Origin of the sequence: Natronorubrum aibiense (assembly GCF_009392895.1) — an archaeon.
Classification (GTDB): Archaea; Halobacteriota; Halobacteria; order Halobacteriales; family Natrialbaceae; genus Natronorubrum; species Natronorubrum aibiense.
Window position 1 is genome coordinate 727,953 of record NZ_CP045488.1, and the last position, 25,618, is coordinate 753,570.

Sequence of the window (25,618 nt, forward strand, 5' to 3'; positions counted from 1 at the left end):
GTGTGCGGCCTCGCGTGCCGTCGGCAAGTCGATTCCGGTCCAAGAATGGACTCGAGCGGGCGTTTGTCTCAACCACAGCGATCAACGCGCTCGGATCGAGTGCGACTGACAGCCACCCCAGCGTGGAATCGCACGTTACTTATCGACGGTCTGCCTCATATCGAACGAATGGCACAGTCGGTCCTGCTTACTGGGGCTGCGGGGCGAGTCGGGACAGCCATCCTCGGCGGCCTCGCAGACGAACACGAGTGGCGTTTACTGGATCGTGACCCGCCGACGGACGATTACCCGGGCGAGTTCGTCGTCGCAGACATTACCGACGACGAGGCCGTCCGCGAGGCGATGGAGGGCATCGATGTCGTCTTGCATCTCGCGGGCGACCCCCGAAAGACCGCCCCGTGGGACAGCGTCCTGACGAACAACATTGACGGCACTCAGACCGTCTACGAGGCCGCCGTCGACGCCGGCGTCGAAAAGGTCGCGTTCGCCTCCTCGAACCACGCCGTCGGCGCGTTCGAGACCGAAGAGCGCACCCCCGAGATGTATCGGGCGGACGACGACTACCTGCTCGATGGCACCGAATTGCCCCGCCCGGGCAACCTCTACGGCGTCTCGAAGGTCACCGGCGAGGCGCTCGGACGCTACTACCACGACGAGTACGGCATCTCGGTCGTCAACGTCCGCATCGGTAATCTTACCGAGGGACACCCACCGATCGACTACGAACGCGGGCAGGCGATGTGGCTTTCCTACCGCGACTGTGCACACCTGTTCGATCGCTGCATCCGCGCCGACTACGACTACGAGATCGTCTACGGCATCTCCGACAACGACCGGAAGTACTACTCGATCGAGCGCGCCCGCGACGTACTTGGCTACGACCCACAGGATAACTCCGCCCACCACGACTAACGGCCGTTTTTGGCCACTCGAGACCACTTCCGTCGGCCGACCCCACCACCGAAGGTGCAACCACGACGTTTTGTCGCCGGCTGTCACAGTAGGGCTATGGAGTATACGACGCTCGGTTCGACCGGGATGACCGTCAGCCGCATCGGTCTGGGCTGTATGAGCTTCGGTAGCGGCCAGGAGTGGATGCTCGACCGCAACGCAAGCACCGACCTCATCGAGCGGGCGATCGACCTCGGAATCAACTTCTTCGACACCGCGAACGTCTACTCTACGGGCGAGTCCGAGGAGATCGTCGGCGACGCGCTCGCTGGCTACGATCGGGACGCACACGTCGTCGCGACGAAGGTCTACGCCGAGATGAACCCAGACAACCCGAACGCGAGCGGCCTGTCGCGAAAGGCCATCGAGCAAGAACTCGAGGCGAGTCTCGATCGACTGGGGATGGAGACGGTCGACCTCTATCAGCTCCACCGGTGGGATTACGAGACGCCGATCGAACAGACGCTGCGAGCGCTTGACGACGCCGTTCGACGCGGAAAGGCGCGGTACATCGGGGCCTCATCGATGTGGGCCTACCAGTTCGCCGAGGCCCTCAAGACGTGTGACTCGCTCGGCCTCGAGCGAGTCGCGACGATGCAAAACCACTACAACGTCTTCTACCGCGAGGAAGAACGCGAGATGTTACCTCTCTGTGATCGCGAGGGCGTCGGCGTCACCCCGTGGTCGCCGCTGGCCCGCGGTGTCGGCACTCGTCCCCACGACGAACTCGATTCGACCACGCGCGGCCGAACGGACGAATCTCTGTCACAGATTCCGTATCTGCAGGGCGGCGGTGAGGAGATCAACGAACGGATTCAGGAACTGGCCGCCGAGAACGGTGTTACGATGGCCCAGATTTCGCTGGCCTGGCTGCTCCACAAGGAGTGGGTCGACGCACCCATCATCGGCACGACGAGCGTCGAACACTTAGAGCAGGCCGTCGAGGCGCTCGAGATTTCGCTGTCGGCATCGGAACTCGCGTACCTCGAGGAGCCGTACGAACCGTTGCCAGTCACCGGCCACGAGTAATCGCTGGCACCTGTTTAGAACAACCCCTCGACGTCGTCTTCCCGCGCCTGTCGGCGGCTGACGTGATCACACAGTCGCTGATAGACGATTCCGCGGTGCTCGTCCTCCCGGACGAAATCGAACAGCAACGTGATGAACCGACTCCCGTCGTCGCCGGCCGCTAGATCTGTGTCGGCGTATCGTCGGGCCTGCTCGACCGGTTCGCGGTCGAATCCCAGTTCGCCGGCGAGAATCGGTGCCGCGACCGCCGTCGATCCGAATTCGAGCGTCGACAGCGTCGGAACCGACCCGTTGTGTGTCAGTCGAACCGGCGGTCGGCGCTCGATACGCTCGGGGTCCGTTGCAAGTTCCGTCAGAAACGCACGGATCGGCGGCAGCGAGACGCCACGATACGTCGCGGGGAGCCCCGAGAGATACTCGAGGGCGCTGTCTGCTACTCCGACGGCCCCCTCCCAGTTGCGGTCGCGAGCGTGATAGACAGCGGCTGTACACTGGATCAACCCGTGGAGCAGTCGCTCGTCGTCCGTCCCTTCGTCGAGTTCGAGCCAGCGATCTTCCCACGCGTCGTGAGCGCCATGGTAGTAGCCTGCGTTGTAGATGGCAGCACCGGCCCGAAGCTGGTCGCGCATACCCGTCGTAGGCACTCGAGCCTCGAGTCACTGTTGTCCCGACCGAGTCGAGACTCCGCGATAGAACGTCGTGGTCGCCGGATACATGCCGCCTCCGGCAGGGCGGGCAGACAACTGTGGAAGGGCACGCAACGAACCCCTGACCGGTTACTGGCCGCCACCGGTCACGGCGGTACTCGAGTACGCATCGGTGTTCCTCATTAGTATGCAGTTGTTTCCCATACACTGGCTCGCGTTATGGCGGCTATTCTCCCCGTACGAAATCGTAAGAAGGTCCTACCGAACGCCACAGCGGGTGTCAGACAGTCCATCGGATTCCGCTCGTGACGGTTAGGCGTTCTCGAAGCCGTCCTCCCAGCGGAACCGACCGTTTCGCTGGACGACCTCGCCGTCGACCTCGAGTCGTGACCCTTCGCTGACGTCGGTGATCAGGTCGACGTGGACAGCCGACTCGTTTCCAGACTCCCCATCGGGAAGATTCGCGTCGTAGGCGCGCCCGAGCGCGAGGTGCACTGTCTCGCCCATCTTCTCGTCGAACAGGATGTTGTCTGTGTAACGGTCGATTCCACGGTTCATCCCGATTCCGAGTTCGCCGAGGCGACGCGCCCCGTCGTCCGTCTCGAGGACTTCTTCGATCACCCTCGCGCCCTGCTCGGCGTCGAACTCGACCACCTCGCCCTCGTCAAACTCGAGGCGAACGTTTCGGACCGATTCACCGCGGATGGTCATCGGTACATCAAACGTCACCTCGCCGTCGGTCGCATACGGCGCGGTAAACACCTCGCCGCTGGGGAGGTTGTGCGAATCGTAGGCCACTGAGGCGGCGCTGTTGACGGCCGTCCGATCGTCGATTCGCATGGTGAGATCGGTGTCGATCGAGACGAGTCGGACTTCCGATCCCGCGTCGAGTATTCGCTTCAACCGGTCCATTTCATCGGCCAACGACCCCCAGTCACGGAGGATCGCGTCGTAGGCGAACTCCTGGTACGCTTCGTAGGCCATGTTGGCTTGCTGGGCGAGCGACCGTGTCGGATGCACCGTCGACATCCAGCGCGTTCCGAGCCGTGTCTCACGAATTCCGGCTCTGGCGCTGTTGTAGGCCTGTCGAGTCTCGGTAGGGACGTCCGCCGTCGCGCTCGTATTTCGTCCACCGCCAAGCGAGAGATACACGTCGGCCTGTTCGACGACAGCGAGTTCGTGGGCCGGATCCTCGTCGAAGTCTCCGTCGTGAGCCCGAAGATACGCGCGCGTAACTTCGCCGGAGCTGTACGTGGCAAGCAGATTCGCCCCCCGTTCGCCGAGACACTCGGCGACCGCGACGGCGAGTTCGTGCGCATCGGGTCCCACTGAAAGCACGACGTTGTCGCCTGCCTCGACGCGAGCGCTCCAGTCGACCAGTACCTCGGCGTGTTCGCGAACGCGTTCGTCCATGTCTGGCACTCTCGAGGGCGGCCACTAAACGCTCTCCGTTAGACGGTGGACGACCGATCATCGGAGTGTCGCTCGCGGGACCGGACGAGCGACACGATCGCATAGACGATCGGCGTGTCGAGAACGGCAATAGCAAGCTTAAGCAGGTACTGGCCGATCATCAACGCAGCGAGGTCGGCGAGACCCAAAACCGGGCCGACACCGAACACAGCAGGCGCAAGCGAGAATGCGACCACAACGAAAATGACGGTATCGATCGCTTGGCTACTCGCTGTCGACGCAATGTTGCGCACCCAGAGCCGATCTCGTCCGGTGTACGAACGGATCCGATGAAAGACGATCACGTCCCAGTTCTGACTGACAATGTAAGCGAGCAAACTCCCAAGGACGATGTTCGTCGAGGCACCGAGAACGTTCTCGAACTGACTCGCGGCGTCGGGATCGACCGCTGGAGCCGTGATCGTCGACCAAACGAGCGCGAGTACAACGAAATTCATCACAAACGCAACGTTAACGACTACCTGTCCTGCCCGTCGGCCGTACAGTTCCGTGTAGCAATCGCTCGCGACGAAGGTCAGCGCGTACGCGAGCGCTGCGCCAGGCAGAACGAGTTCCGAGCCGGTCACCGGTAGCGAGATCGGCAGGGAAAACGCCAGTATCTTCGATGCAGTCACCTGTGCTGTAACGAGCGCCGTCACGAAGAGCCCGATAAGCGCTACTTGTGCAACCGTCGGTCCACGACGAGACGCTCTCTCGGATCGAGTCACGACCACGTCATATCCATCGAACCTACCTAAACGATTCGAGACGGCGCTCGAAAAACCAACCTACCAGCAAAACCTATCATCCAGTCTACGCTGGAACCGGACGGTAACACCTCTTAACGAACTCTTCTCACGGTTATGAGAAATATCCTGACGGAAGTATGACTGCTATAGAACACAGAATATACGGTTCGAAAATCGTATTTTCAGCCGTTTCAATCGAGTGTGTGTCTGCCTCTCGAGAGGACGAGTATAACACAACTGTTATCCGTGGCGGGGCACACTCTTTGATTGCAATGGCGAAAGGAAACGTTGATTTCTTCAACGACACAGGCGGCTACGGTTTCATTGAGACGGACGACGCGGACGATGACGTTTTCTTCCACATGGAAGACGTTGGCGGTCCGGACCTCGAAGAAGGTACAGAGATCGAATTCGACATCGAACAGGCCCCCAAGGGCCCCCGCGCCACCAACGTCACCCGCCTGTAATACGGCTCTCTACGTTCGGTACCGGGTTTCACACGTAACTATACATTCTTCAGACGTCACCTTCGAAAGCGATAGTCATCACTCCGGTTCGAAGTCACAGTTTCATCAACAGTACCGAGTCCATCACATCTGCTCTCGCTTCCTGTAGCACCGTCTTACCGACCGTCGGCTGCCAACTTGGAACTGCCCTCACCGGTAGTCTCTCAAAACGTCCTCACGCCCAGTAATACGAGACCGATAACAAATAGTCAGCTAGTTGGTGTCTCCGTGTGGTTACACAATGGACGATCTGACCGGATTTCAACGTGATCTTCTGTACGTGATCGCTGGCGCCGACCAGCCGTCTGGCCAAGACGTGAAAGACGAGATCGAACAGTACTACGACAGTGAAATTAATCACGGCCGACTGTATCCCAATCTCGACACACTCGTCAACAAAGAGCTCGTCGAAAAAGGGCAACTCGATCGCCGAACCAATTATTATGCCATCAGTGATCGCGGCCTCGAGCAGATTGAAGTTCGACGAGAGTGGGAACGACAGTACATCAGCTAGCCGTTTCCAACGCATACATCAATCATCACAGGCTTGCCAGTAGACATTCGTCAGCGACACGATCGTCTTCACACCCGCTCAGTTATCGCTTGCGTGTTCATTAAATCTGGTTTAGGAGCATTCACATCGCCGCTTCCACCATGCGTTTGCTTCCTCGAACAACGTGCTAGCACCCATATTTCCGTATAGTACTCGAGCAAAAATAATTAAATTGCTTCCCACACTGGCTGCACCGCTGTCGTGCAATCGGATGTGCACGGACATTCAGTGGTTACTATAGAATGTGATCCTCAAAAAGCTACACCACTTCAAAACCGATGGTGTCGGTGAATTAATATGATTGGAAGCGGCGAAACGAATTTCCCAGAGGGTCGCCCACTCCAGTACTCACCGTAACGTAGGCGAGCTTATCTTCCGTGTTCGGGATGGGTACGGGAGGCACCTCGCCGCTATGGCCGCTGTAATGCCGACCGGCGGAATCGAACCGCCGTCAGACCACTGTCGGTCTCGTATGTGATATGAATGGAGGCGGCGAAACGAGTTTCCCAGAGGCTCGCGCACTCCAGTACTCGCCGTAACGCAGGCGGGCTTATCTTCCGTGTTCGGGATGGGTACGGGAGGAACCCCGCCGCTGTGGCCGCCGTAACGCCGATCAACGGAATCGAACCGTCGTCATGCCAATATCGGTGGTCTCCGACCGTGTGTATGTGTAGTCCAGTTTGCGTCCGGACCCGTTCACGCGTCACGGATCCAATGCGATGTAATATGATTGTGTGGCTTGGCCGATTAGTGCTCGCGGACTCAACGCCTCGTTGCCTTGGCGCGTACATCCCGAGTCTATCGATCTCGTCTTCTACGAGTGGCCTTGATGGTATCTCTTTTTCAAGTGGGTTTCGAGCTTAGATGCGTTCAGCTCTTACCCCGTGGTGCGTGGCTGCCCGGCACGTGCTCTTTCGAACAACCGGTACACCAGTGGCACCCATTCGTAGTTCCTCTCGTACTATACGAACGTTCTCGTCAGATACCGCACACCCCCAATAGATAGCAGCCGACCTGTCTCACGACGGTCTAAACCCAGCTCACGACCTCCTTTAATAGGCGAACAACCTCACCCTTGCCCGCTTCTGCACGGGCAGGATGGAGGGAACCGACATCGAGGTAGCAAGCCACCCGGTCGATATGTGCTCTTGCGGGTGACGACTCTGTTATCCCTAAGGTAGCTTTTCTGTCAGCAATTGGCCGCATCAAGCAGCCGAATTGGTTCGCTAGACCACGCTTTCGCGTCAGCGTCCGTCGTTGTGCCGGACACTGTCAGACTTCCTTTTGCTCTTGCGCTCTTCCTCGGGTCTCCGACCCGAGTGAGGAAATCTTGGGGCGCGCTCGATATCTTTTCAAGCGCGTACCGCCCCAGTCAAACTGCCCGGCTACCAGTGTCCTCCGCCAGGAGTGAGAGTCGCAGTCACCATCGGGTAGTATTTCAATGCTGGCTCGGTGGCCCGCTAGCGCGGGTACCTGTGTAACGCCTCCTACCTATGCTGCACAATGGCGACCACGTCTCAGTGACAGCCTGCAGTAAAGCTCTATAGGGTCTTCGCTTCCCCTTGGGGGTCTCCAGACTCCGCACTGGAACGTACAGTTCACCGGGCCCAACGTTGGGACAGTGGCGCTCTCGTTGATCCATTCATGCAAGCCGCTACTAAAGCGGCAAGGTACTACGCTACCTTAAGAGGGTCATAGTTACCCCCGCCGTTAACGGGTCCTTCGTCCCCTTGTAAGGGGTGTTCAGATACCCGCACTGGGCAGGATTCAGTGACCGTACGAGTCCTTACGGATTTGCGGTCACCTATGTTGTTACTAGACAGTCGGAGCGCCCGAGTCACTGCGACCTGCCTCTTCGCGAGGCAGGCATCCCTTATTGCGAACGTACGGGACTAACTTGCCGAATTCCCTAACGTCGGTTGCTCCCGACAGACCTTGGCTTTCGCCGCCACGAGTACCTGTGTCGGATCTCGGTACGGACAGTGTGCTCACCTTTTCACGGGCTCTAGGTTGACCTGACTTGCGCTATCCTGTCATTCGGTCGCTTCGTGCCATTACGGCTTCCACGAACTTCGACAGTTCGACTGGGCGAAAGCCCAGCTCAGGCGGCCCCAAAGCGTCGGCTTTGAGTGCACACTGGCATAGGAATATTAACCTATTTCCCTGTTGTCAGCTTCGACTTACGGGCTGACTTAGGACCGGCTAACCCTCAGCTGATCAGCATTGCTGAGGAACCCTTACTCGTTCGGCCGTCGGGGTTCTAACCCGACTAACGCTGCTACTATGACCAGGATTTTCGTTACTGCACGGTCCACATGATCTCTCGACCATGCTTCCGCCCGAACAGCACGCCAACCTACGGAATCATCCTCTTACGGATGCCGCTAGGTCTCGGTGGTGGACTTGAGCCCCGATCATTTTGGGCGCCTCAAACCTCGGCCGGTAAGCTGTTACGCTTTTCTTAGAGGGTAGCTGCTTCTAAGCTCACCTCCCGGCTGTCTAGGGCTTGAGACCACCTTCGATCGCACTTAGTCCACACTTGGGGACCTTAACCCAGCTCTGGGTTGTCTCCCTCACGGTACACAGGCTTACCCCGCGCACCGGACTCCCTGCGTCAAACGACGTTCGTAGGTTTGGAGTTGGACAGGGGGCGCACTCCTCTCGGAGTGCGGTCCCCCAATCCGTTGCTCTACCCCACGAACTACCTCGGCAGAGGTCATGCTTCGACATGTTTCGGTTGGAACCAGCTGTTTCCGGACTCGATGGGCCTTTCACCCCTAGACGTAGATCACGAGAGGGTATTGTAGGACACCAACTCTAACAGGCCTCCACGTGCCTTTCGGCACGCTTCACCTTGTCCACGCCTAGATCGTCCGGTTTCGGGTCGTGCCCGTTTGACTCCCCGCGCTTGAACACGGTGACCCTCGTCGTAAGACTGCGGTCGTATCGGTTTCCCTGCGCCTTCCCCGATGATCGGGTTAGACTCGTCAAACAGGCACACTCCCTGGTTCGTTTTTCAAAACGTACGACAGAACACCGGCTTCCCGTATGGCTTACTACAGGCTCGCGCCTGATTCATTCGATACGGGACCTTTCGTGCCCTGTCGCTCTATCGCCAACTGATTTCACGCCCTATTGCACCTCCCTTTGTGGGGTGCTTTTCAGCGTTCGTTCACACTACTTGTTCGCTATCGGTCTTGAGGAGTGTTTAGTCTTCGCGGTCGATGCCCGCGATCTTCACGAGGGATATCCAACCCCCGATACTCTGGAACTGACTCGTTCCGTACTCGACGACCTTACGGGACTGTCACCCTGTCTCGTGCTCTATTCCAAGAGACTTCGTGTCGTTTTTCGGGAAGTGATCGTCAGTCCGAACACCACATTGCCCGTAAGGGCTTCGGTTTGGACTGCGTCGCGTTCATTCGCCATTACTTACGACATCACGATTACGTTTTCTTTTCCTGTCGATACTAAGATGTTTCAATTCTCGACGTTCCCCATTGCGCGAAGCAATTGCGGTGGGGATTCCCATTCGGAGATCCTATGTTCTTCGCCTCCGTGCGGCTCCCATAGGCTTATCGCAGCTTGGCACGTCCGTCTTCAGCTCTCAAGCCGAGCGATCCACCAGCTGGCACAGTAGCCACGTTCATCGGATCGGCGTTGCGACAGAGTCGCAACATCGTGACCCGGGAACGGGTCCAGTGGACGCCTGGACTACACGTACACACGGTCGCATCTGCACGCCGGTAGACGGCCGGCCTGCATTGACCCTTCCCACTCACACTTGCGCGGAGTGGTGCATCAGTTCAGTCGTACTCAATCACAGTCCCGTCGCCCACTTAAGGGGAGCGATTCGATGATTGGTACGAGTCATGGACCCACAGGGATTCGAACCCTGGGCATCCTCCTTGCAAAGGAGGCACTCTACCACTGAGCTATGGGCCCACGTCCGCCCAGATGGGCGGACAGAGACATATGTGTTAGCCTCGGTAGTTCTGAGGTGCCCGATCGGCCGCGCGATGGGTCGATCGAACGTGAAAACCGCTGGTGGGTCAGGACAGCGTCCTGATCCCGGTCTGTGGAGGTGATCCAGCCGCAGATTCCCCTACGGCTACCTTGTTACGACTTAAGCCCCCTTGCGAAGCCCAGATTCGACCCGGGAACCGGGCCTCATCCGGACCTCACTCGGGTGCTTTGACGGGCGGTGTGTGCAAGGAGCAGGGACGTATTCACCGCGCCCTTCTGAGGCGCGATTACTACCGAATCCAGCTTCATGAGGGCGAGTTTCAGCCCTCAATCCGAACTACGACCAAGTTTCGGAGATTAGCGTCCCCTTTCGGGGTTGCATCCCACTGTCTTGGCCATTGTAGCCCGCGTGTCGCCCAGCACATTCGGGGCATACTGACCTACCGTTGCCCGTTCCTTCCTCCAGTTTGGCACTGGCAGTCTCCCTAATGTACCCAGCTACCACAAGGGTACTGCTGGCAATTAGGCATGCGGGTCTCGCTCGTTGCCTGACTTAACAGGACGCCTCACGGTACGAGCTGACGGCGGCCATGCACCTCCTCTCAGTGGCTCAGGTAAGCTCATCACACTGACCGTCACTGCACACTGTCGATGCTGGTGAGATGTCCGGCGTTGAGTCCAATTAAACCGCAGGCTCCTCCGGTTGTAGTGCTCCCCCGCCAATTCCTTTAAGTTTCATCCTTGCGGACGTACTTCCCAGGCGGTCTGCTTCACGGCTTCCCTACGGCACATCACAAACTCGTAGTTTGTGACACACCTAGCAGACATCGTTTACAGCTCGGACTACCCGGGTATCTAATCCGGTTCGTGACCCGAGCTTTCGTCCCTCACCGTCGGATCCGTCTTCCAGAGGCGCTTTCGCCACCGGCGGTCCGTCCAGGATTACGGGATTTCACTCCTACCCCAGACGTACCCCTCTGGTCTTCCGGTCCCAAGCCGCGCAGTTTCCACCGGACGCCCGCACGTTAGGCGTGCGGATTTCCCGATAGACTTGCGCGGCCAGCTACGGACGCTTTAGGCCCAATAATAGCGGTCATCACTCGTGCTGCCGGTATTACCGCGGCGGCTGGCACCGGTCTTGCCCAGCACTTATTCTGTAACCTTCCTACGGTTACAAAAAGCGAGGACTATATGCCCTCGCACTCGGAGTCCCCTTATCGCACTGGCGTGCAGTGTAAAGGTTTCGCGCCTGCTGCGCCCCGTAGGGCCCGGTATCTTGTCTCAGATACCGTCTCCGGGCTCTTGCTCTCACAACCCGTACCGATTATTGGCACGGTGGGCCGTTACCCCACCGTCTACCTAATCGGCCGCAGCCACATCCTATGGCGCCGGAGCGTTTCTGATTCCCCGCACTTCCAGCGTGGGAATCGTATTCCGGATTAGTCTCAGTTTCCCGAGGGTATCCGGATCCATAGGGTAGTTTGGCCACGTGTTACTGAGCTATCTGCTACGAGTACAAACTCGTACAACTAGCATGGCTAAATCGGACTCCAATAGCAATGACCTCCGGCAGGATCAACCGGAATGCTATATACTCCCGACCATTGTCGGGAGGGTTCTTGGCGGTGAATGTTAAGATACACACTCACACATAAATGGGTCCACGTTCGGTGACCCTAGATCGTCGACCGATCAGGCGACACCGAACTACCAAGGCTAACATCAGACCCCCTCTGTATGGCGGACCACAGGGGTGAGGTCCTCATCTTCTGCGTATTATTCGATAATCCCCGGTTCATACATAAGGCCTTCGAACCACTTCTCCAACGAGTGGGATTCACACCCTACGTTAAACGAAATCTGGAAGTTTTCCAAACAGCGCTCGAGCGTCGAACCCATTTTCTAACGCCAGATCCAGCTCGAGAGTCAGACCTACTGAGAAATCAGTTCGAAGATTCATCGGACGGTTCGAGGCCGGGCGGAAGTCCAAGATGTTTGACGCCAGTCTGATCATCGATTTGGAATCGGTACAGTTTGGTTTTTGATTCTGTGCTGGCCTGTTCGAACACGTCAGGGCGCCACCGCAACTCCATTTCATCGAGGATCGCATCTCGTTCGCTCTCCGGAACGTCGGCGATCGTTCCAGTGAGAAGGACACTCATCCAATTAAACGGCGTATCCGCGCGATATACCAAGAATCGAGCGACGTCGGTGCGGTCCGTTAGTTCCGCTTTCCGACTGCTGTGACCAAGGACGTACACGATGTAGAGACACGATTCCCCATCGAACCAGAATGACATCGGACGCATAACTGGGACATCATCGGTTGGAAGCCCAAGTACCCCGACGCTCTGACTCGAGAGAAATCCCGAGATTTCATCGTCATCCATTCGAGTCATGCCGTAGTCGCTGAGTCCATCGACAGTCATCACGTACCGAGAACGGGCCGAACCGTCTAAGGTGTTTGTCGGATTTTCACATACTGTTCGACGACGCAGAATCCATTCGAAAACGACGGGTTGCGACCGACCAGTAGCATGTTGAGGTGTTATACTGGAACCATTGCTCTCGGGAGTAACCACTACGGTCGGATGCCAACGGATAGAGAAACTGAACGACTGGGTGGACATTCATCAAGGCAGAGGATTTTTCACAAAGAGCAGCAGCCATACACTATGGACGACGAAACGGTCGGGATCGGCCTCGTACTCGTCTCTGCGATCGGGTTCGGTACACTCGGTATCTTCGGCGTGTTTGCCGCCGAGGAGGGAATTTCGATTCCAACGGTGCTCGCACTTCGGTTCAGCATCGCAACAGTCGTCGTCTGGACAGTCCTCCGCCTTCGAGGGCAATTTCGGTTTCTTACTGGGCGGACGCTCGCGATCGCGCTTGCGCTCGGCGGCATCGGGTACGCCACACAGAGTGGTCTCTACTTCTTTGGTCTCGAGTTCATGACGGCTGGAATGGTCGCGATCGTCCTCTATACCTATCCGGCGTTCGTCGTCTGCATCGTTGCGATTACGAATCCGGATCGTGTGAATACACGCCTGCTGCTCGCACTGGTCCTCTGTATCGGTGGTGTCGTATTCATTACCGGCGCAGATCCCGCAGGAGTCGACCCTCGAGGAATCGTGATCGTTCTCGGTGCGGCACTTGCATACTCGTTGTACATCGTCGTGAGCCAGCGGGCGCTGACAACGGTCGATGCCGAGGTGCTGACGGCGTTCGTGCTGCCCGCCGCAGCAGGAAGCTTCGTCGCGTTCGGCGTTGGAACGGAGACGCTGGCGATGCCGGGAACTGCCACGGGTTGGGGTGTCACCGTTGCGATCGCGATTTTCGCGACGGTGATACCTGTCCTCACGTTTTTTGCTGGGATCGCAAAGATCGGAGCGAGTCGAGCAAGCATCATCAGTACTGCTGAACCAGTTGTCACGGTTGTGTTGAGCGTGCTCGTATTGGAAGAGCCGGTGACGGTCGTGACGGTTGTCGGTGGAACACTCGTCCTCGCGGGCGTGATCATCATTCAGCGCGAGAATTCCTGAGAAGGGTCCGTCGTTACCACGAGATTTGAAATCGATGCACTAATATGTCACACCACCATGTCCGCTGTTCTCAGTCAGAAGTGGTAGCCGACAAGAGGGAAGGGTAAACAGAGGAACAACAGCGGACATGGTGGTGTTGGGAACGGGCAGTCACGATCGCCGGTGTCACCGTAGCGGGGCGTGCGCACAGACAAGAACCGTATCAGAGAGATTATAGCGAGATTAAAAAAAAGGGCCCAACGGCCGACTAGGTCGTCATCTACAGTACCCGTTCCTAAGCCGTGCGACTATCACGGATACATACTGTATCGGTCTGAGAGAGCATAATAGTGTAGTCATCGACGGCAAATTCGATAGTAAACGAGGTATCGAAGTCCTTCGCATGACGGTGGAAACTGATCAGCGCATCCGGATTGATCTGCTCGTACAGCGGCTCAAGTTCGGTGACAGGAACGTTTTCGAGTGCGGCCAAGCCCCGTAGAATCGTTTCCACTATCGACTCCGGATCCTGCCGTTCGGTCTGAATTTCGACCTGAGTATCGTTCTGGAGCCGGTCGTGATGATCCATGAGCCGCCTTGTACTTGGATAGTAAAGAAATTTACTGCAGATATTTTGATTTTAGTTCAATATATGGTGTTTTTCCGAACTCAGTTCCATACGACTACTGAGCAGCGAATGGTGGAAGCTAGTTGCAGGGATTCAACAGCCTCGTGGTATTGTTTCATCACGCGCGTTAGGGTGATGGAGATGAGCAAGTACTACAAACACAACAGAAAAGTGCCCGACTCGAGCCACACGAGCACAACTTACGTCTGCTGACGTGTCTCGAGAATCTGCTCGGGAACTTCGTCGATATGCTCGAGTGCGACTTTCAACACTGCGTCGTGGACTTCGCGCGTTTCGTCGTCACGAATACCCATCCGCCGGAGTTCGGGCGTGACCGTGATCCCCAGTTGATCCTCAAGTTCGTCCCATGTCTCGCCGCGGGCATACAATGGTCGCTGGCGGACGGCACTGTATTCGAACGCTGGACCAGGCACTGCATCGTCGTCACGTGGTTGTTCGGACGAGGTTTGAGTCGACGTCAACGCCGGTTGGGCCGAGTCATCGTCAGGTGCGTGGGTTGGTGTCTCGGCGGTCGCGTCGATATCGTCACCATCGTCGACTTCGTCGGCCGCAGAGTCGTCATCGTCAGTCCCAAGGTCATCGAACGGATTCGTCATCGATCGATCCCTCCATTGGCAACGATCGCTGCGAGTTCCGCGTAGTGTTCGATCTGGTCGCTCTCGGGATCGTACTCCTGAAGCGGCTTGTTTTCTTGCAGTGACCGTGAAAGCGATGAGCGGCGTCGAATGCCCGGTTTCGGCGCCGGTATCTCACCAGCATCGATCTGTTCGAACTCGGTAGCCGTAATGCGGGCAAACGACGGAACAGCCTCGCTGAGTGGCTGGCCGGGGTTCACTTCATAGCTCGCCGTGTTCAGGTTCTCGAGCAGCTCTCGATCCTCAGTTTGTTGGTCGATGCGGTCCGAGAGTTTGTTCGGGACGACCGCGAGAACGTCGACGTCGATGTATTCACGAGCTGGTTCGATGAGTCGCTCCATCGTCCGTTTGTACCCACCAATCGAACTCGATCCCGGTTCGATCGGAATCATGACGTTGCCCGTCGCGACGAGTGCGTTGTTGTTGAGCATCCCCGGATACGCAGGGCAGTCGAAGACAATGTAGTCGTACTGCTCGCCGAGAAGCGGATCGACGATCTTCGATTTCACACGAGCCGAGCCCTGCATTGCACCGGCGAGGTCTTTCTCGACGTCCTCGAGCGTGTTCGACGACGGCAGCAGATCGAACCCGTGCTCGGTCGGCTGAATGAGATCGTGCGGCGTCGCCGTTCCCTCGAGAATGACATCGCCGAGATTTATCTCGCCTTGGTATGCATCCTCGAAGCCGAGTCCGTTAGTCGCGTGACCGTTCGGGTCGAGGTCTGCGAACAACGTCTCGCCGCGTTCGGCAAGCTGTCGGGCGAGATTCATCGAGGTCGTTGATTTACCGACGCCGCCTTTCAGGATAACGACACTTACTGCGCGTGGCTCAGTTTCTGTTGCCATAGTGGGGTCCTCCGCCGCGATAGCAATAGGCACCTATTGTAGATAGAATGCCTGCTTCAGCGGACATTCAGTCTATCTTTACGATCACTCTTAATTCTACCGTAGGTAGCTCCAATAGGTGGCTCAGCTCCAATAGGTAGCATAGGTAGTTGAGGTTTAGTAGTTGAACTACCTTAGGTAGATAAGGTACCTATTGTACCGAGTATAGCTATTGTGCCTGTTTCAGCTCGCTATGGAAGTTTTGCTTCCCCAGCTGGTGCCGCTCTCGAGAAAAAGTGGGCGAACTGCTGATCGTTCATCGGCAGCAGCGTTCGCTCGAGAGCACCGTCCGCATCGGCATATTGCCCCAAGAGTTTATCGTTCACGTGAACGAGAGCGTACCCCCTAACTAACTCACCCCGTAACTATATATTATAGATCGTTATAGATCGTCTCGGATAATGAAGGCAGTAATGCTAGAAGAGTTCCAGGAACCGCTGGAAGTCCACAACGTCGAACGTCCCGAACCCGAATCGCATGGTATCGTCGCCGAAGTCGACGGCTGCGGTGTCTGTCGAAGCGACTGGCACTGCTGGCAGGGGGATTGGGATTGGTTTGGATACAGACCGGATCCGCCACACATTCTGGGACACGAGCCCTGCGGAACCGTGGTAGAAGTCGGCGAAGACGTCGAAACAGTCTCCGAAGGAGACCACATCGCAATTCCGTTCAATTTCGCGTGCGGAAAGTGTGAACTCTGTCGAAACGGCCGCGAGAACATCTGCGAAAATCACATCGGACTCGGATTCATGAACGAGGCACCGGGTGCCTTCGCAGAAGAAGTCCACGTCCCAAACGCCGATATCAACGCAGTCCCGCTCCCAGACGAGATCGATCCGGATACAGCCGCCGGAATCGGTTGCCGATTTATGACGTCGTATCACGGGATGGCCCACCGAGGAGATGTGGGCAACGGGGAAGACGTCGTTGTCCATGGGCTCGGTGGGGTCGGGTTGTCCGCGGTCCACATCGCGGATGCGCTTGGTGCGAACGTAATCGGCGTCGACCTCTTCGAAGACAAACTCGAAAAAGCCGAACAACTCGGTGCCGTCACGACGGTCAACGCCTCCGAAGTGGACGATCCAGCGAAGGAAGTCCGCGATATCACGGATGGTGGTGCTGACTGCTCGGTTGACGCACTCGGAATCGCGACTACGTGCCAAAACGCAGTCAACTCACTCGCAAAAGGCGGCCGCCACGTCCAAATCGGACTGACGACAGCTGAAGAAGAAGGGCAAGTCATGCTACCAACGGACGATTTCGTCGCGAAAGAAATCGATTTCCGAGGCTCGCTTGGGTTGCAACCCTCGCGCTACCCCGAAATGCTCGATATGATCAAGACCGGAAAAATCGATCCCAGCAAACTTGTCTCCGAAACGATCAGTATCGAGGAGGTTCCGGATACGCTGGCGGCGATGAACGACTACGATACGATGGGGATCCCAGTCTGTAGTGAGTTCTGAGTGAGACTGGCGTTCACCCAGTTTTGTACGGTCGTACCGAAGGCGACTACCGTCGCTGATCAACGTTTCAATCAACTCGAGCGTGCCCGCGTACGTGACGTACCCCTCACTGCCTTACGTCAGTTAAAATACCGGCATAGAGCCGGTATCTGAGCCCCCTCCGGTGGTGGTGTGTCAATCGAAGGGCGATCAGAGACCAGAACCGTCGGCCGGACCGACCAACGTCCAGTCAGTGGCGAGAATACGATGAGATCTCGTATACGTGACGAATTCTGTCTGAAACGACCGAATTCCGCCCCTCTCGCCAAGTAGGCAATTCGGTCGACCCTCAATAACTCTGTTGGAGTAGCGAAACCGAGATCCAAGACCCACTACCAACTATTCATAAAACTTAACAGTCCGAGAACCAGCACCGACACCACCATGTCCGCTGTTCTCAATCGACAGCCAACAGCCAGACAAGAACAGCGGACATAGTGGTGTTGGGCAACGTGGCCATACAAACGCTCGAAAGAGCCGATTCGAGGGCAAGAAACTAATCCTACCGTACTTGCTTCACGACTGTCGTCGTTCGCTCCCTGTTGCTTCTTGAAAGAGGGACTTGAGACCAATTTCCAGAACGGACGGATTGAAACGAGAGCAGTCAGTAAAACTCAGTCAGCGACGTGTTCTCATCAACCGAATCAATCTCGGCGAGGTGATCCTGAAGGGAATCATGAATTCCAACATCGTCAAGAACCTCATCTAGCGCAGAGAGGACGAGGTCGAGATCCATATCAAGCGTGTACTCACGGTATGTTCCCCCACGGCGTCCTTCGTTTCGCTCGGTGACCGAAACGAGTCCAAGCATTGCGAGTTCAGAGAGATGATCACGCATCCGACGTGGGACGAGTGGATCGCGACCGGCACGCTGGGCAAAACTCGTGTAACGTGGTCGGACATCTCGAGATCGAATCGGCGTCTCACCCTGAAGGTGAAGCGTGAGCAACGAATACAAAACGAGATGGCCGTGTTGAGTGAGTCCGCTAATGCCTTCTTCGATACGGCCACGCTCCAGGTCGTGACGGCCAGATTCGACGTGAGTTTCGGTGACAGTGGTCGTCCCTTCTTCCTCTCGAGCGAGATCCCCTGCTTTCATCAACAGATCGATCGACTGTCGGGCGTCGCCGGCGTCTTTCGCCCCGTAGGCTGCACAGAGTGGAATAACTGCATCGTCGAGCACATCGTCGTGGAACGCAACAGCAGCACGCTGCTCGAGAATCTTTTGGAGGTCGCCTGCATCATAGGCAGGGAAGTGGATTTCCTGTTCACACAGAGAACTTTTGACCTTTGGCGAAAGATCGTCGCGAAATGAGAAATCGTTCGAGATTCCGATAATCCCGATCTTCGCGTCGGAGAGATTGTTGTTCGCACGGGCGCGAGGAAGTTGATAGAGGATCGAATCGTCTTCAACGTGATCAACCTCGTCGAGGACGATGAGATTGGTGCCGGCGATTTCGTCGAGATCCTCCCACAACATCTCATAGACGGTCGCCCGCGGATACCCGGTTGTACTAATCTGATTCGTTTCGTCCCGGAGTTCGTTGACGAGGCGCGTCGCGATCTGGTAAGAAGAGGTGAGCCCATCGCAGTTTAGGAACGTAAGATGGAGGTCGATATCGTCGTACTGACTTGCGTCTTCCTCGAGATGAGAGAGGAGATAACGGGTTGCTGCAGTCTTTCCGACACCGGTTTTACCGTAGAGAAAGACGTTGTTCGGTTGCTCACCGTTGATTACCGGCTGAAGGGCAGTCTGGTACATCTGGATTTCTTCGTCACGGCCAACGAGCTGTTCAGGCTGATAATCCTCCCGCAGTGCATCCCGGTTGTTGTAGATTTCTGTATCCCGCTCGAACAACCCCACTCGTGATCACTACACGACTGTTCGGCAGTAGGATTTATAAAACCACCGTGTCCGCAGTGTCCGCTGTTCTATCTATTTATTACATTCGCCGAAACACACCCCCCCCACTTTGTCCGCAGTAACTAGCTGAAAAGGTGGGGTGGGGTGAGAGATTGTACGAGAGTTCTTAGAAGAGGAAAGTTTTAGTATGATACAACGAGAGCTAGTCCGTACTGCAACTGCATCTTATTTTTGATGGCTGTAGAGTAATAGATCAATATTGAACGGCGGCAATCTAAACACGTTCTCAACCACCCCACCGCTGTTCACACAAGAACAGCGGACAAAGTGGGGGGAGGGTGTGGAGCGACTCTTTCACTCGGAAAACGCTCGTTTGTTGCGCTCACTTTCAGCAGTCTCGCTTGCTCTGTAGCAGACTGGATCGTTCAGTACCTACGGCTAAATCCTATGTACAGCTCTCAATAAGCCAAAGATAAGCATCTCTACCTTCTGCTCTTTCTCACTCTCTATTATCGTCTGCCCTCTTTCATCCTTGTTTGAGTACGTGTCTCTATGGTCCACCACACCACTATGTCCGCTGTTCTTGCCAACGAGTAACGAAAAAACAGCGGACATGGTGGTGTGTTCTGGTGTACGCTGTTCGCTTTGCTTGCCACACTCATGTTGTCCCTTTCGCTCACCAGCACTAGGAACGGGCCGATTAATCGTTAATGCCGATCGACTCGTATCGATCTCAGCGTGAGCCGTCTAGAACAGTAAGAAGAGTACTTGCTCGATTGGTTGCACGGTACTTTCGCCATCGGCCGTCTTTCCGCTTTGTCACGAGCCCGGCATCGACGAGTTTCGAGAAGGCGTGGCTCACAGCGCTGTCGCTTACATCGACGAGGGGTGTGATCTCACAGACACACAGTTCCTCGTCAGCTTCGACCAGCAACCGCACGAGTTGGTACCGTGTTTCGTTCCCGAGTGCTGACAACGTTTGTACATCGTTCGAAACGACATCCTCATCGAGCAATTCCTCGAGTCTGTCGAGGTCTTCGAGTCGTGCTTGTAGATCCTCGTTCCGACACTCGCCAAGTTCGTCCTCGAGATAACGACGAAGTCGATCGGCTGTTTCAGACATTGTATATCAGTTGTTGATTTCTTCAAATAAGCGTTCTGCAGCCGAATAGGACTGTCTTGATGATGTACGTCGACCGTATGAACGCTGTCCGGAAGTGCGGCGACTGGGAAGTATGGGTGGAATCTTCGTGACGGGTATCCGTCACCAAGCGAAAGAATCCTTACTCCGATCTCGAGAGCTTCACTCCTTGCAGCGGGAATATAAAGCGAAGTATGGCGACATCTCCGCTGCCCATGCAGAACTGGCGTGTAAACTCTTCGAGCAGCCATATCTCAATGCGAACGCTGCAAAGGAACTACTCGACGTAACGAGTCCAACGGCCTATCGAGCGATCGACCAACTGGAGGATGCAGGAGTACTCGAGCAAATAACCGGGAAGAAACGGAACCGCGAATATCGAGCCCGAGAGATCTTCGAGATTCTCGAGCTGCCACCACGGACGTATTGATCCAGCAGTTAGCAGTTTCTTTTTGACCCGCGTGACTTCCTCTTTCGACAAGGTGACATCCTCTTCGCCGTAAACGAAGAAGGATCGAAGATCCCTCAGGCAGCCGGTCTCTGCCCAACGACGACGACGACGAGGCATCCCGCACTGCAGGTAGGATAGCCCATTCTCCGAAACTGTGTGGGGTGTGGCTCGAATTCATGTAGCATTATGAAGTTTACAAACTACTACTGAAATCGAGTTTTATGGCTACAACGCTCGAGGCGAGTGTATTCGGCAGAGGAGTGCAGAAACAGATCCTACTTTAGATTAGGCGAGTAATTACAAGTACCATTATTGTCTCCGATACCGTACGATCATCTGAGTCGATGGATTCCAGCAATTCCGGGGCTATACATCAGGAGACGCCGCTCGAGGACGTGTTGTCAGCGTGTCTCGAGAACAAAGGGACACTCTCGCCGAACTACCGCCAGAACTTCGAGCGGGTCGTCACCGACTGGATCGGATTCTGCGAGCGCCGCGACGTCGAGACGATCGGCGCTGTCACCGATCGAACGATGGCTGGCTACGCGAGCCATCTCGCACGGCGTATCGAAGCCGGCAAATCCAACGATGTCGACGGTGGGATCACCGAGACGACGGCCTGGACGTACTACGATTACGTCTCGGCGTTTCTGTCGTGGGCTGTCAAATGGGGCTACATCGCCGACAACCCAGCTGAGAAAGCACAGGCTCGAGATAGCATGCCCGACCGCCCCTCGAGTGGCGAGTACGACCGACAGTTCTGGCAGCCCGAACAGCGACAGACGATTTTGGAGTACGTCCGACGGCGTGCTGCCAGCGCCTATCGAGATCCCATCGCCCCGAAACCGATCTTGCACAAGCGCCTTCGCGATCGCGCACTCGTGGCCACAATCGCCTTTTCGGGCGTCCGTGGTGGCGAGGTCCTGAAGGATCCGGCCGACTCGCGCCGAACAGGGTTGCAATGGGACGACGTCGATCTCGAGGAGGGTGTCTGCTGGATTCTCGGCAAGAACCAGAACCGTGAGCCAGCCCAACTTCCCGGACAGGTCGTGGGACCGCTCGAGCGTTGGCGTGATGCCTACGACCCGCCACGCGACGAGTGGCCGGTCTTCCCTTCGATGCACGTCCCGACGCTCTCGAGGCGAATTCGGGCGGCGCTTGGCGCTGCCGAACGCGATCGGCTGGTTGCCCAGCGCCATCACTGGGAGATCGCGCTCGAGTACGACGTTACTCCCCCTACAATTACGACCGAAGGTGGCCGGTCCGTGTTGAAACGACTGAGCAAAGAGGCGGACGTTCCTGGGTTGGCGCTCGAGGACGGTGAGTATCTCACGCTCCACGGAGGCCGTCGTGGCGTCGGCGAACTCCTGTACCGAGAAGTGAGCCACGAACAGGCCCAGCGGACGCTTCGCCACGCTGATCCGCAGACGACAAGTGAAATGTACTCTCACATCGAAACGAGCGAATTAGCCGAGGACAACACGGCGGTGTTCGAAAACGAGTAATCCTTTCTATCGTGAAGATAGACCTCGATCGGAAATACTCGTTACACTGTCCACTGCTATATCGAACGACTGCTCAAGGAACACGAACATGTAGTGGTAGATGACCTTCGACTGCAGCGGAACTCATTCAGTTGCACTCGTCGGCCATTCTCGAGAGTCGGATCGGACAAATCCGAGTAGTATCCGTCGGCGCTTTTCCATCTCGTCGAGGGAGGTTTCGAACTCTTCGTCCGATACGGTCGGAATACCCGCTGTGCTGAGAGCGCATAGATCCGGCGACGGAGGAGGATCGTCAGCAGAGTCAACAAACGCCTCGTGAAGCGTTTCGAGGTAGTTCTCGATACTTTTGCGAGCGTTCCGAATCACGATCTCGTTTGGTCGATTGCGTTCCGGGACGCCGAATCGAATGAGTGTCAGGGCTTCATCCAGCACTGCGATTTCTACGGCTGGCGCTCGATCGGGCTGTGCACTGTGAAAGTAATGGAGGACGGGGTAGGCGTTGTGGTTCTCTGTCAGGAGCGTAAGCTGCGTTACGAACGAATCCAACAGCAGGTCAAGTTCTTGGAACTCCTCACCGTTCCAGGCTGTTTGGACGATCTCCTCGCCGTTCGTGCCGAATCCGCTCACGTTGTTGGCGAACGCACGCTTCTGGGTGACTGCATCGAGAACTGAAAGCGTATAGGTAACACTCAGTGTCACGAAGAGCAATCCGCTTCCTGCTGCGAGTATCGTGATGAGTTGCCAGATTCCCTCCTGTGGAGCAAAATCACCGATACCTAACGTAAAAACCGTATATCCAGTGAAATAGACCCGGTCGGACCACGACACAGGGCCGCGGTTGAGTGTATCAGTGAATGCACTCTCGGCTCCAGCGAAGATCAACGTCCACCCGCTCCAGAGCAACACGATCCATACTGCGAGGCTCAGTACGAAGATTAACGGTCCCGAGAGACTGAGTAGTCGTGAATTCTGGGTGCCGATCCATCGGAGTGATCGCCACGTCCATGCCATCAGCCGAGACGTGAGTGGACCAGCGCCACCCTCAACCCAAAGTGTCGTCCAGAGGAGATCGATGACGGTACCAAAGAGGAAGACAACGCCGAGAGTGAGATAGACGAGAGACATCTATGGCTGTTTGTTGATAGAACTCTGGTTGTGTGCTATTCGTGATCGAACTGGTGGTAAAGCAGGTATCGTGTAGCTTTTGAGTCGTATAGAAATTATACCCGGCTAGTGAAGACACGACTCAACAGCTACAGCGCTCTAGTGTTGTGCAAGTACCGTGGAAACTGAGTGTACCACGAACTCGAGTCGTGATTGGACCGGCCACGATGTGAACATGTACAAACACCATCCGATTGTGGCCTCGAGGACGGGGGAGGCACGTATTCTCGGTTGTGAGCGACGAATCAACGGAGCGGCTGATGTGTTTCTTTCAGGTTTCGTCCCCTCCGGAACCGTCGGCAGACGGAGTACAACCAATACCACAAGCTCACACGGGAGCGGAATCCGGAGGTACTTACGTCTGGAAAGTCGCCATTCACGTAACCGAAAGAGGCGCTGTCCTTGGCTCAGCTGGGACCGTACGTTCGATTTTGGGACCGCCACGGATGTGATCAAATCGCTTGCTCACGGTACCGAACGTTTTCGTTCTCACACGAACAGCCCTTTGGGCTGTATGGCTGTGTCACCCGGATTGCTATGATCGGGTCCATCAATGGAAATTGAAATTGCTACGATTGGCGGCTACGAGGAAGTCGGTCGACAGATGACTGCTGTCCGCGCCGGTGACGACATTGTGATCTTTGACATGGGACTGAACCTGTCAAAGGTCCTTATTCACGACAACCTCCGGACAGAGGGGATGCACAGTCTCGACCTGATCGACATGGGTGCAATCCCCGACGACCGGGTAATGAGCGACCTGGAAGGTGATGTTCGAGCAATCGTTCCAACCCATGGTCACCTCGACCACATCGGTGCGATCAGCAAACTCGCTCACCGGTATGACGCCCCCATCGTTGCGACACCATTCACACTCGAACTGGTGAAAGGAGAACTCGAGGACGAGCAGAAATTCGGCTCTAGCAACGAGCTGATTCAGATGGACGCGGGCGAGACGATGCAAATCGGCGAACACGGCTGTGAACTCGAGTTCGTCAACGTCACGCACTCGATTATTCAGGCGATCAACCCCGTCCTTCACACCCCTGAAGGAGCGATCGTCTATGGGCTGGATAAACGCATTGACCACACACCGGTTATCGGTGAACCGATCGATCTGAAACGCTTCCGAGAGATCGGTCGCGAGGGGAACGGTGTTCTCTGTTATATCGAGGACTGTACGAACGCGAATAAGAAGGGACGGACACCCTCCGAAAACGTTGCTCGTGAGAGTCTTCGGGATGCGCTCTACAGCATGGAAGACTACAACGGTGGTATCGTCGCTACCACGTTCTCCAGCCACATCGCGCGGGTCAAATCGATTATCGAATTCGCCCGAGAAATTGGCCGGAAGCCGATCTTGCTTGGTCGATCTATGGAGACGTACTCGGGGACTGCAAAGCAGATCGGTGTCGAGTTCCCATCCGATGTCGAGATGGTTGGCTACCGTCGATCGATCGACCAGACACTCGAGCGGATTATGAACGACGGGAAAGGTAATTTCCTCCCAGTCGTCACCGGTCATCAGGGCGAACCTCGAGCACTGCTTACACGGATGGCTCGTGGAGAAACGCCGTACGACCTCGATGCTGGTGACAAAGTCGTGTTCTCCGCACGAGTGATTCCTGAACCGACGAACGAAGGACAACGGTACCAAGCGGAAAAATTACTCGGAATGCAAGGAGCACGTGTTTACTCCGATATCCACGTCTCCGGACACCTCCGTCAGGAAGGTCACTATACCATGCTCGATGCGCTCCAGCCACAGCACATCATCCCTGCTCACCAGGATCTGAGTGGGTTTTCGGGATATGTCGACCTTGCTTCCAATCAGGGATACACGCTCGGTCGGGATCTACACCCGACCACGAACGGAAACATCATTCAACTGAATTGATCTGAAATAGTACGGCAGATTTGTTTCCCTCTCGCGGAGCAAACGGATGCTACCATTGCTGAAAACGCCCGATAGCTATGGGACCTATATCCCGTTTGAACTGGTCGAGGCGAGTTCGGTCCCGAAACGGCTGTCGATACGGTTCGGCAACCTTTCGGAAAAACTCAGTTGAACCCCTGTATCCAAATCATCACTGAGTCCACCTGATCTCGTACTCGAGTTCGTACCGTTCTTCGCCAGTTTCCGAATCTGTGAGTCGTTCCAGTTCGACTTCGAACATTGGGTTCTCGGGGACAGTAACCTCTTGTTCTGTGTCTGCACTTTCTAGGTGGACCGATCCGGATTCGATCTGTTCGGCAGCGGCGACGAGCGCGTCGGCGATCTCGGCTCTTGTCTGTGATTCTTCGGTCTTGAAAAGTTCTTCTTCAGGCATCAGTTCGTACCACAGCAGTTCGCGCATTAAAGGTTCCAGCAGATTTCCTCGATTTGATTATACGATAACTACACTTGCTGACACGGATGTCTCGTATATGTATAACGTAATACTATTTG

20 protein-coding genes, 1 tRNA gene and 4 rRNA genes are annotated in these 25,618 nt (G+C 56.1%); 9 read left to right on the forward strand and 16 right to left on the reverse strand.

From position 1 onward, the window contains the following. Positions 1 to 168: 168 nt before the first annotated feature. Together azf and GCU68_RS03715 are read left to right on the forward strand one after the other, a co-directional pair. Positions 169 to 912 carry an NAD-dependent glucose-6-phosphate dehydrogenase Azf gene (azf, locus tag GCU68_RS03710; RefSeq protein WP_152939125.1) on the forward strand — a complete coding sequence of 248 codons (744 nt, stop codon included), beginning with the start codon at positions 169 to 171 and terminating at the stop codon, positions 910 to 912. Between the two features lie 96 nt (positions 913 to 1,008). Continuing rightward, the gene (locus tag GCU68_RS03715) at positions 1,009 to 1,980 is read left to right on the forward strand and encodes an aldo/keto reductase (protein WP_152939127.1); all 972 of its coding nucleotides are present in this window, start codon (positions 1,009 to 1,011) and stop codon (positions 1,978 to 1,980) included. Positions 1,981 to 1,994: 14 nt separating this feature from the next. Here the strand turns inward: GCU68_RS03715 and GCU68_RS03720 are convergent, their stop codons facing one another. The 3 genes from GCU68_RS03720 to GCU68_RS03730 form a co-directional block, all read right to left on the reverse strand. Further along, positions 1,995 to 2,609 carry a DUF309 domain-containing protein gene (locus tag GCU68_RS03720; protein ID WP_152939129.1) on the reverse strand — a complete coding sequence of 205 codons (615 nt, stop codon included), beginning with the start codon at positions 2,607 to 2,609 and terminating at the stop codon, positions 1,995 to 1,997. 330 nt (positions 2,610 to 2,939) lie between these two features. Then, a complete protein-coding gene (locus GCU68_RS03725; RefSeq protein WP_152939131.1) occupies positions 2,940 to 4,040 on the reverse strand; it encodes an aminopeptidase in 1,101 nt (366 codons plus the stop codon). A 38-nt stretch (positions 4,041 to 4,078) separates the two neighbouring features. Beyond that, positions 4,079 to 4,807 carry a queuosine precursor transporter gene (locus GCU68_RS03730; RefSeq protein ID WP_152939132.1) on the reverse strand — a complete coding sequence of 243 codons (729 nt, stop codon included), beginning with the start codon at positions 4,805 to 4,807 and terminating at the stop codon, positions 4,079 to 4,081. Between the two features lie 293 nt (positions 4,808 to 5,100). Between GCU68_RS03730 and GCU68_RS03735 the strand changes: the two genes are divergently transcribed. Beyond that, entirely contained in the window at positions 5,101 to 5,295 is a 195-nt protein-coding gene (locus tag GCU68_RS03735; RefSeq protein WP_006182670.1) for a cold-shock protein, read from the forward strand. Positions 5,296 to 5,575: 280 nt separating this feature from the next. Further along, complete coding sequence (locus GCU68_RS03740; RefSeq protein WP_152939134.1) at positions 5,576 to 5,848, forward strand: PadR family transcriptional regulator; 273 nt, start codon at positions 5,576 to 5,578, stop codon at positions 5,846 to 5,848. Positions 5,849 to 6,189: 341 nt separating this feature from the next. On the opposite strand, the gene rrf (GCU68_RS03745) is transcribed toward GCU68_RS03740, so the two are convergent. The 6 genes from rrf (GCU68_RS03745) to GCU68_RS03770 all read right to left on the reverse strand — a co-directional run bounded on the left by rrf (GCU68_RS03745) (position 6,190) and on the right by GCU68_RS03770 (position 12,282). After that, positions 6,190 to 6,311, reverse strand: a 5S ribosomal RNA gene (gene rrf, locus GCU68_RS03745). Between the two features lie 60 nt (positions 6,312 to 6,371). Next, a 5S ribosomal RNA gene (gene rrf, locus GCU68_RS03750) occupies positions 6,372 to 6,493 on the reverse strand. A gap of 123 nt (positions 6,494 to 6,616) precedes the next feature. After that, positions 6,617 to 9,536 (reverse strand): 23S ribosomal RNA (locus GCU68_RS03755). A 224-nt stretch (positions 9,537 to 9,760) separates the two neighbouring features. After that, positions 9,761 to 9,832 (reverse strand) — tRNA-Ala (locus tag GCU68_RS03760). Positions 9,833 to 9,966: 134 nt separating this feature from the next. Beyond that, a 16S ribosomal RNA gene (locus tag GCU68_RS03765) occupies positions 9,967 to 11,439 on the reverse strand. The 16S, 23S and 5S rRNA genes sit together here with 1 tRNA gene alongside, the layout of an rRNA operon. 357 nt (positions 11,440 to 11,796) lie before the next feature. After that, on the reverse strand, positions 11,797 to 12,282 hold the full coding sequence (locus GCU68_RS03770) for a pyridoxamine 5'-phosphate oxidase family protein (protein ID WP_152939136.1): 486 nt from the start codon (positions 12,280 to 12,282) through the stop codon (positions 11,797 to 11,799). Positions 12,283 to 12,528: 246 nt separating this feature from the next. On the opposite strand from GCU68_RS03770, the gene GCU68_RS03775 reads away from it, so the two are divergent. Beyond that, positions 12,529 to 13,395 carry a DMT family transporter gene (locus tag GCU68_RS03775; protein ID WP_152939137.1) on the forward strand — a complete coding sequence of 289 codons (867 nt, stop codon included), beginning with the start codon at positions 12,529 to 12,531 and terminating at the stop codon, positions 13,393 to 13,395. 274 nt (positions 13,396 to 13,669) lie between these two features. On the opposite strand, the gene GCU68_RS03780 is transcribed toward GCU68_RS03775, so the two are convergent. The 3 genes from GCU68_RS03780 to GCU68_RS03790 all read right to left on the reverse strand — a co-directional run bounded on the left by GCU68_RS03780 (position 13,670) and on the right by GCU68_RS03790 (position 15,503). Continuing rightward, on the reverse strand, positions 13,670 to 13,963 hold the full coding sequence (locus GCU68_RS03780) for a HalOD1 output domain-containing protein (RefSeq protein WP_152939139.1): 294 nt from the start codon (positions 13,961 to 13,963) through the stop codon (positions 13,670 to 13,672). A 239-nt stretch (positions 13,964 to 14,202) separates the two neighbouring features. Continuing rightward, entirely contained in the window at positions 14,203 to 14,619 is a 417-nt protein-coding gene (locus GCU68_RS03785) for a hypothetical protein (protein WP_152939141.1), read from the reverse strand. Beyond that, positions 14,616 to 15,503 (reverse strand): ParA family protein, encoded by an 888-nt coding sequence (locus GCU68_RS03790; RefSeq protein WP_152939143.1) that lies wholly within the window; start codon positions 15,501 to 15,503, stop codon positions 14,616 to 14,618. The genes GCU68_RS03785 and GCU68_RS03790 overlap by 4 nt, the downstream gene beginning before the upstream one ends. A 440-nt stretch (positions 15,504 to 15,943) precedes the next feature. Between GCU68_RS03790 and GCU68_RS03795 the strand changes: the two genes are divergently transcribed. Next, positions 15,944 to 17,005, forward strand: coding sequence for a zinc-dependent alcohol dehydrogenase family protein (locus GCU68_RS03795; protein WP_152939145.1), 1,062 nt, complete (start codon positions 15,944 to 15,946; stop codon positions 17,003 to 17,005). Between the two features lie 643 nt (positions 17,006 to 17,648). Here GCU68_RS03795 and GCU68_RS03800 read toward each other — a convergent pair. Both GCU68_RS03800 and GCU68_RS03805 read right to left on the reverse strand, forming a co-directional pair. Continuing rightward, positions 17,649 to 18,908, reverse strand: coding sequence for an orc1/cdc6 family replication initiation protein (locus GCU68_RS03800; RefSeq protein ID WP_152939147.1), 1,260 nt, complete (start codon positions 18,906 to 18,908; stop codon positions 17,649 to 17,651). Positions 18,909 to 19,641: 733 nt separating this feature from the next. Then, positions 19,642 to 20,031: an ArsR/SmtB family transcription factor gene (locus GCU68_RS03805; RefSeq protein ID WP_152939149.1), complete on the reverse strand. Its 390-nt coding sequence runs from the start codon at positions 20,029 to 20,031 to the stop codon at positions 19,642 to 19,644. 187 nt (positions 20,032 to 20,218) lie between these two features. Here GCU68_RS03805 and GCU68_RS03810 point away from each other — a divergent pair, with 187 nt between their 5' ends. Together GCU68_RS03810 and GCU68_RS03815 are read left to right on the forward strand one after the other, a co-directional pair. Continuing rightward, entirely contained in the window at positions 20,219 to 20,479 is a 261-nt protein-coding gene (locus GCU68_RS03810; RefSeq protein WP_227014910.1) for a Fic family protein, read from the forward strand. Between the two features lie 365 nt (positions 20,480 to 20,844). Continuing rightward, positions 20,845 to 22,005, forward strand: coding sequence for a tyrosine-type recombinase/integrase (locus tag GCU68_RS03815; RefSeq protein ID WP_152939151.1), 1,161 nt, complete (start codon positions 20,845 to 20,847; stop codon positions 22,003 to 22,005). Between the two features lie 123 nt (positions 22,006 to 22,128). Here the strand turns inward: GCU68_RS03815 and GCU68_RS03820 are convergent, their stop codons facing one another. After that, positions 22,129 to 23,130, reverse strand: coding sequence for a potassium channel family protein (locus GCU68_RS03820; protein ID WP_152939153.1), 1,002 nt, complete (start codon positions 23,128 to 23,130; stop codon positions 22,129 to 22,131). Positions 23,131 to 23,722: 592 nt separating this feature from the next. On the opposite strand from GCU68_RS03820, the gene GCU68_RS03825 reads away from it, so the two are divergent. Further along, positions 23,723 to 25,066: an RNase J family beta-CASP ribonuclease gene (locus tag GCU68_RS03825; RefSeq protein ID WP_152939155.1), complete on the forward strand. Its 1,344-nt coding sequence runs from the start codon at positions 23,723 to 23,725 to the stop codon at positions 25,064 to 25,066. A gap of 190 nt (positions 25,067 to 25,256) precedes the next feature. On the opposite strand, the gene GCU68_RS03830 is transcribed toward GCU68_RS03825, so the two are convergent. After that, a complete protein-coding gene (locus tag GCU68_RS03830) occupies positions 25,257 to 25,499 on the reverse strand; it encodes an amphi-Trp domain-containing protein (RefSeq protein WP_152939157.1) in 243 nt (80 codons plus the stop codon). Positions 25,500 to 25,618 lie beyond the last annotated feature (119 nt).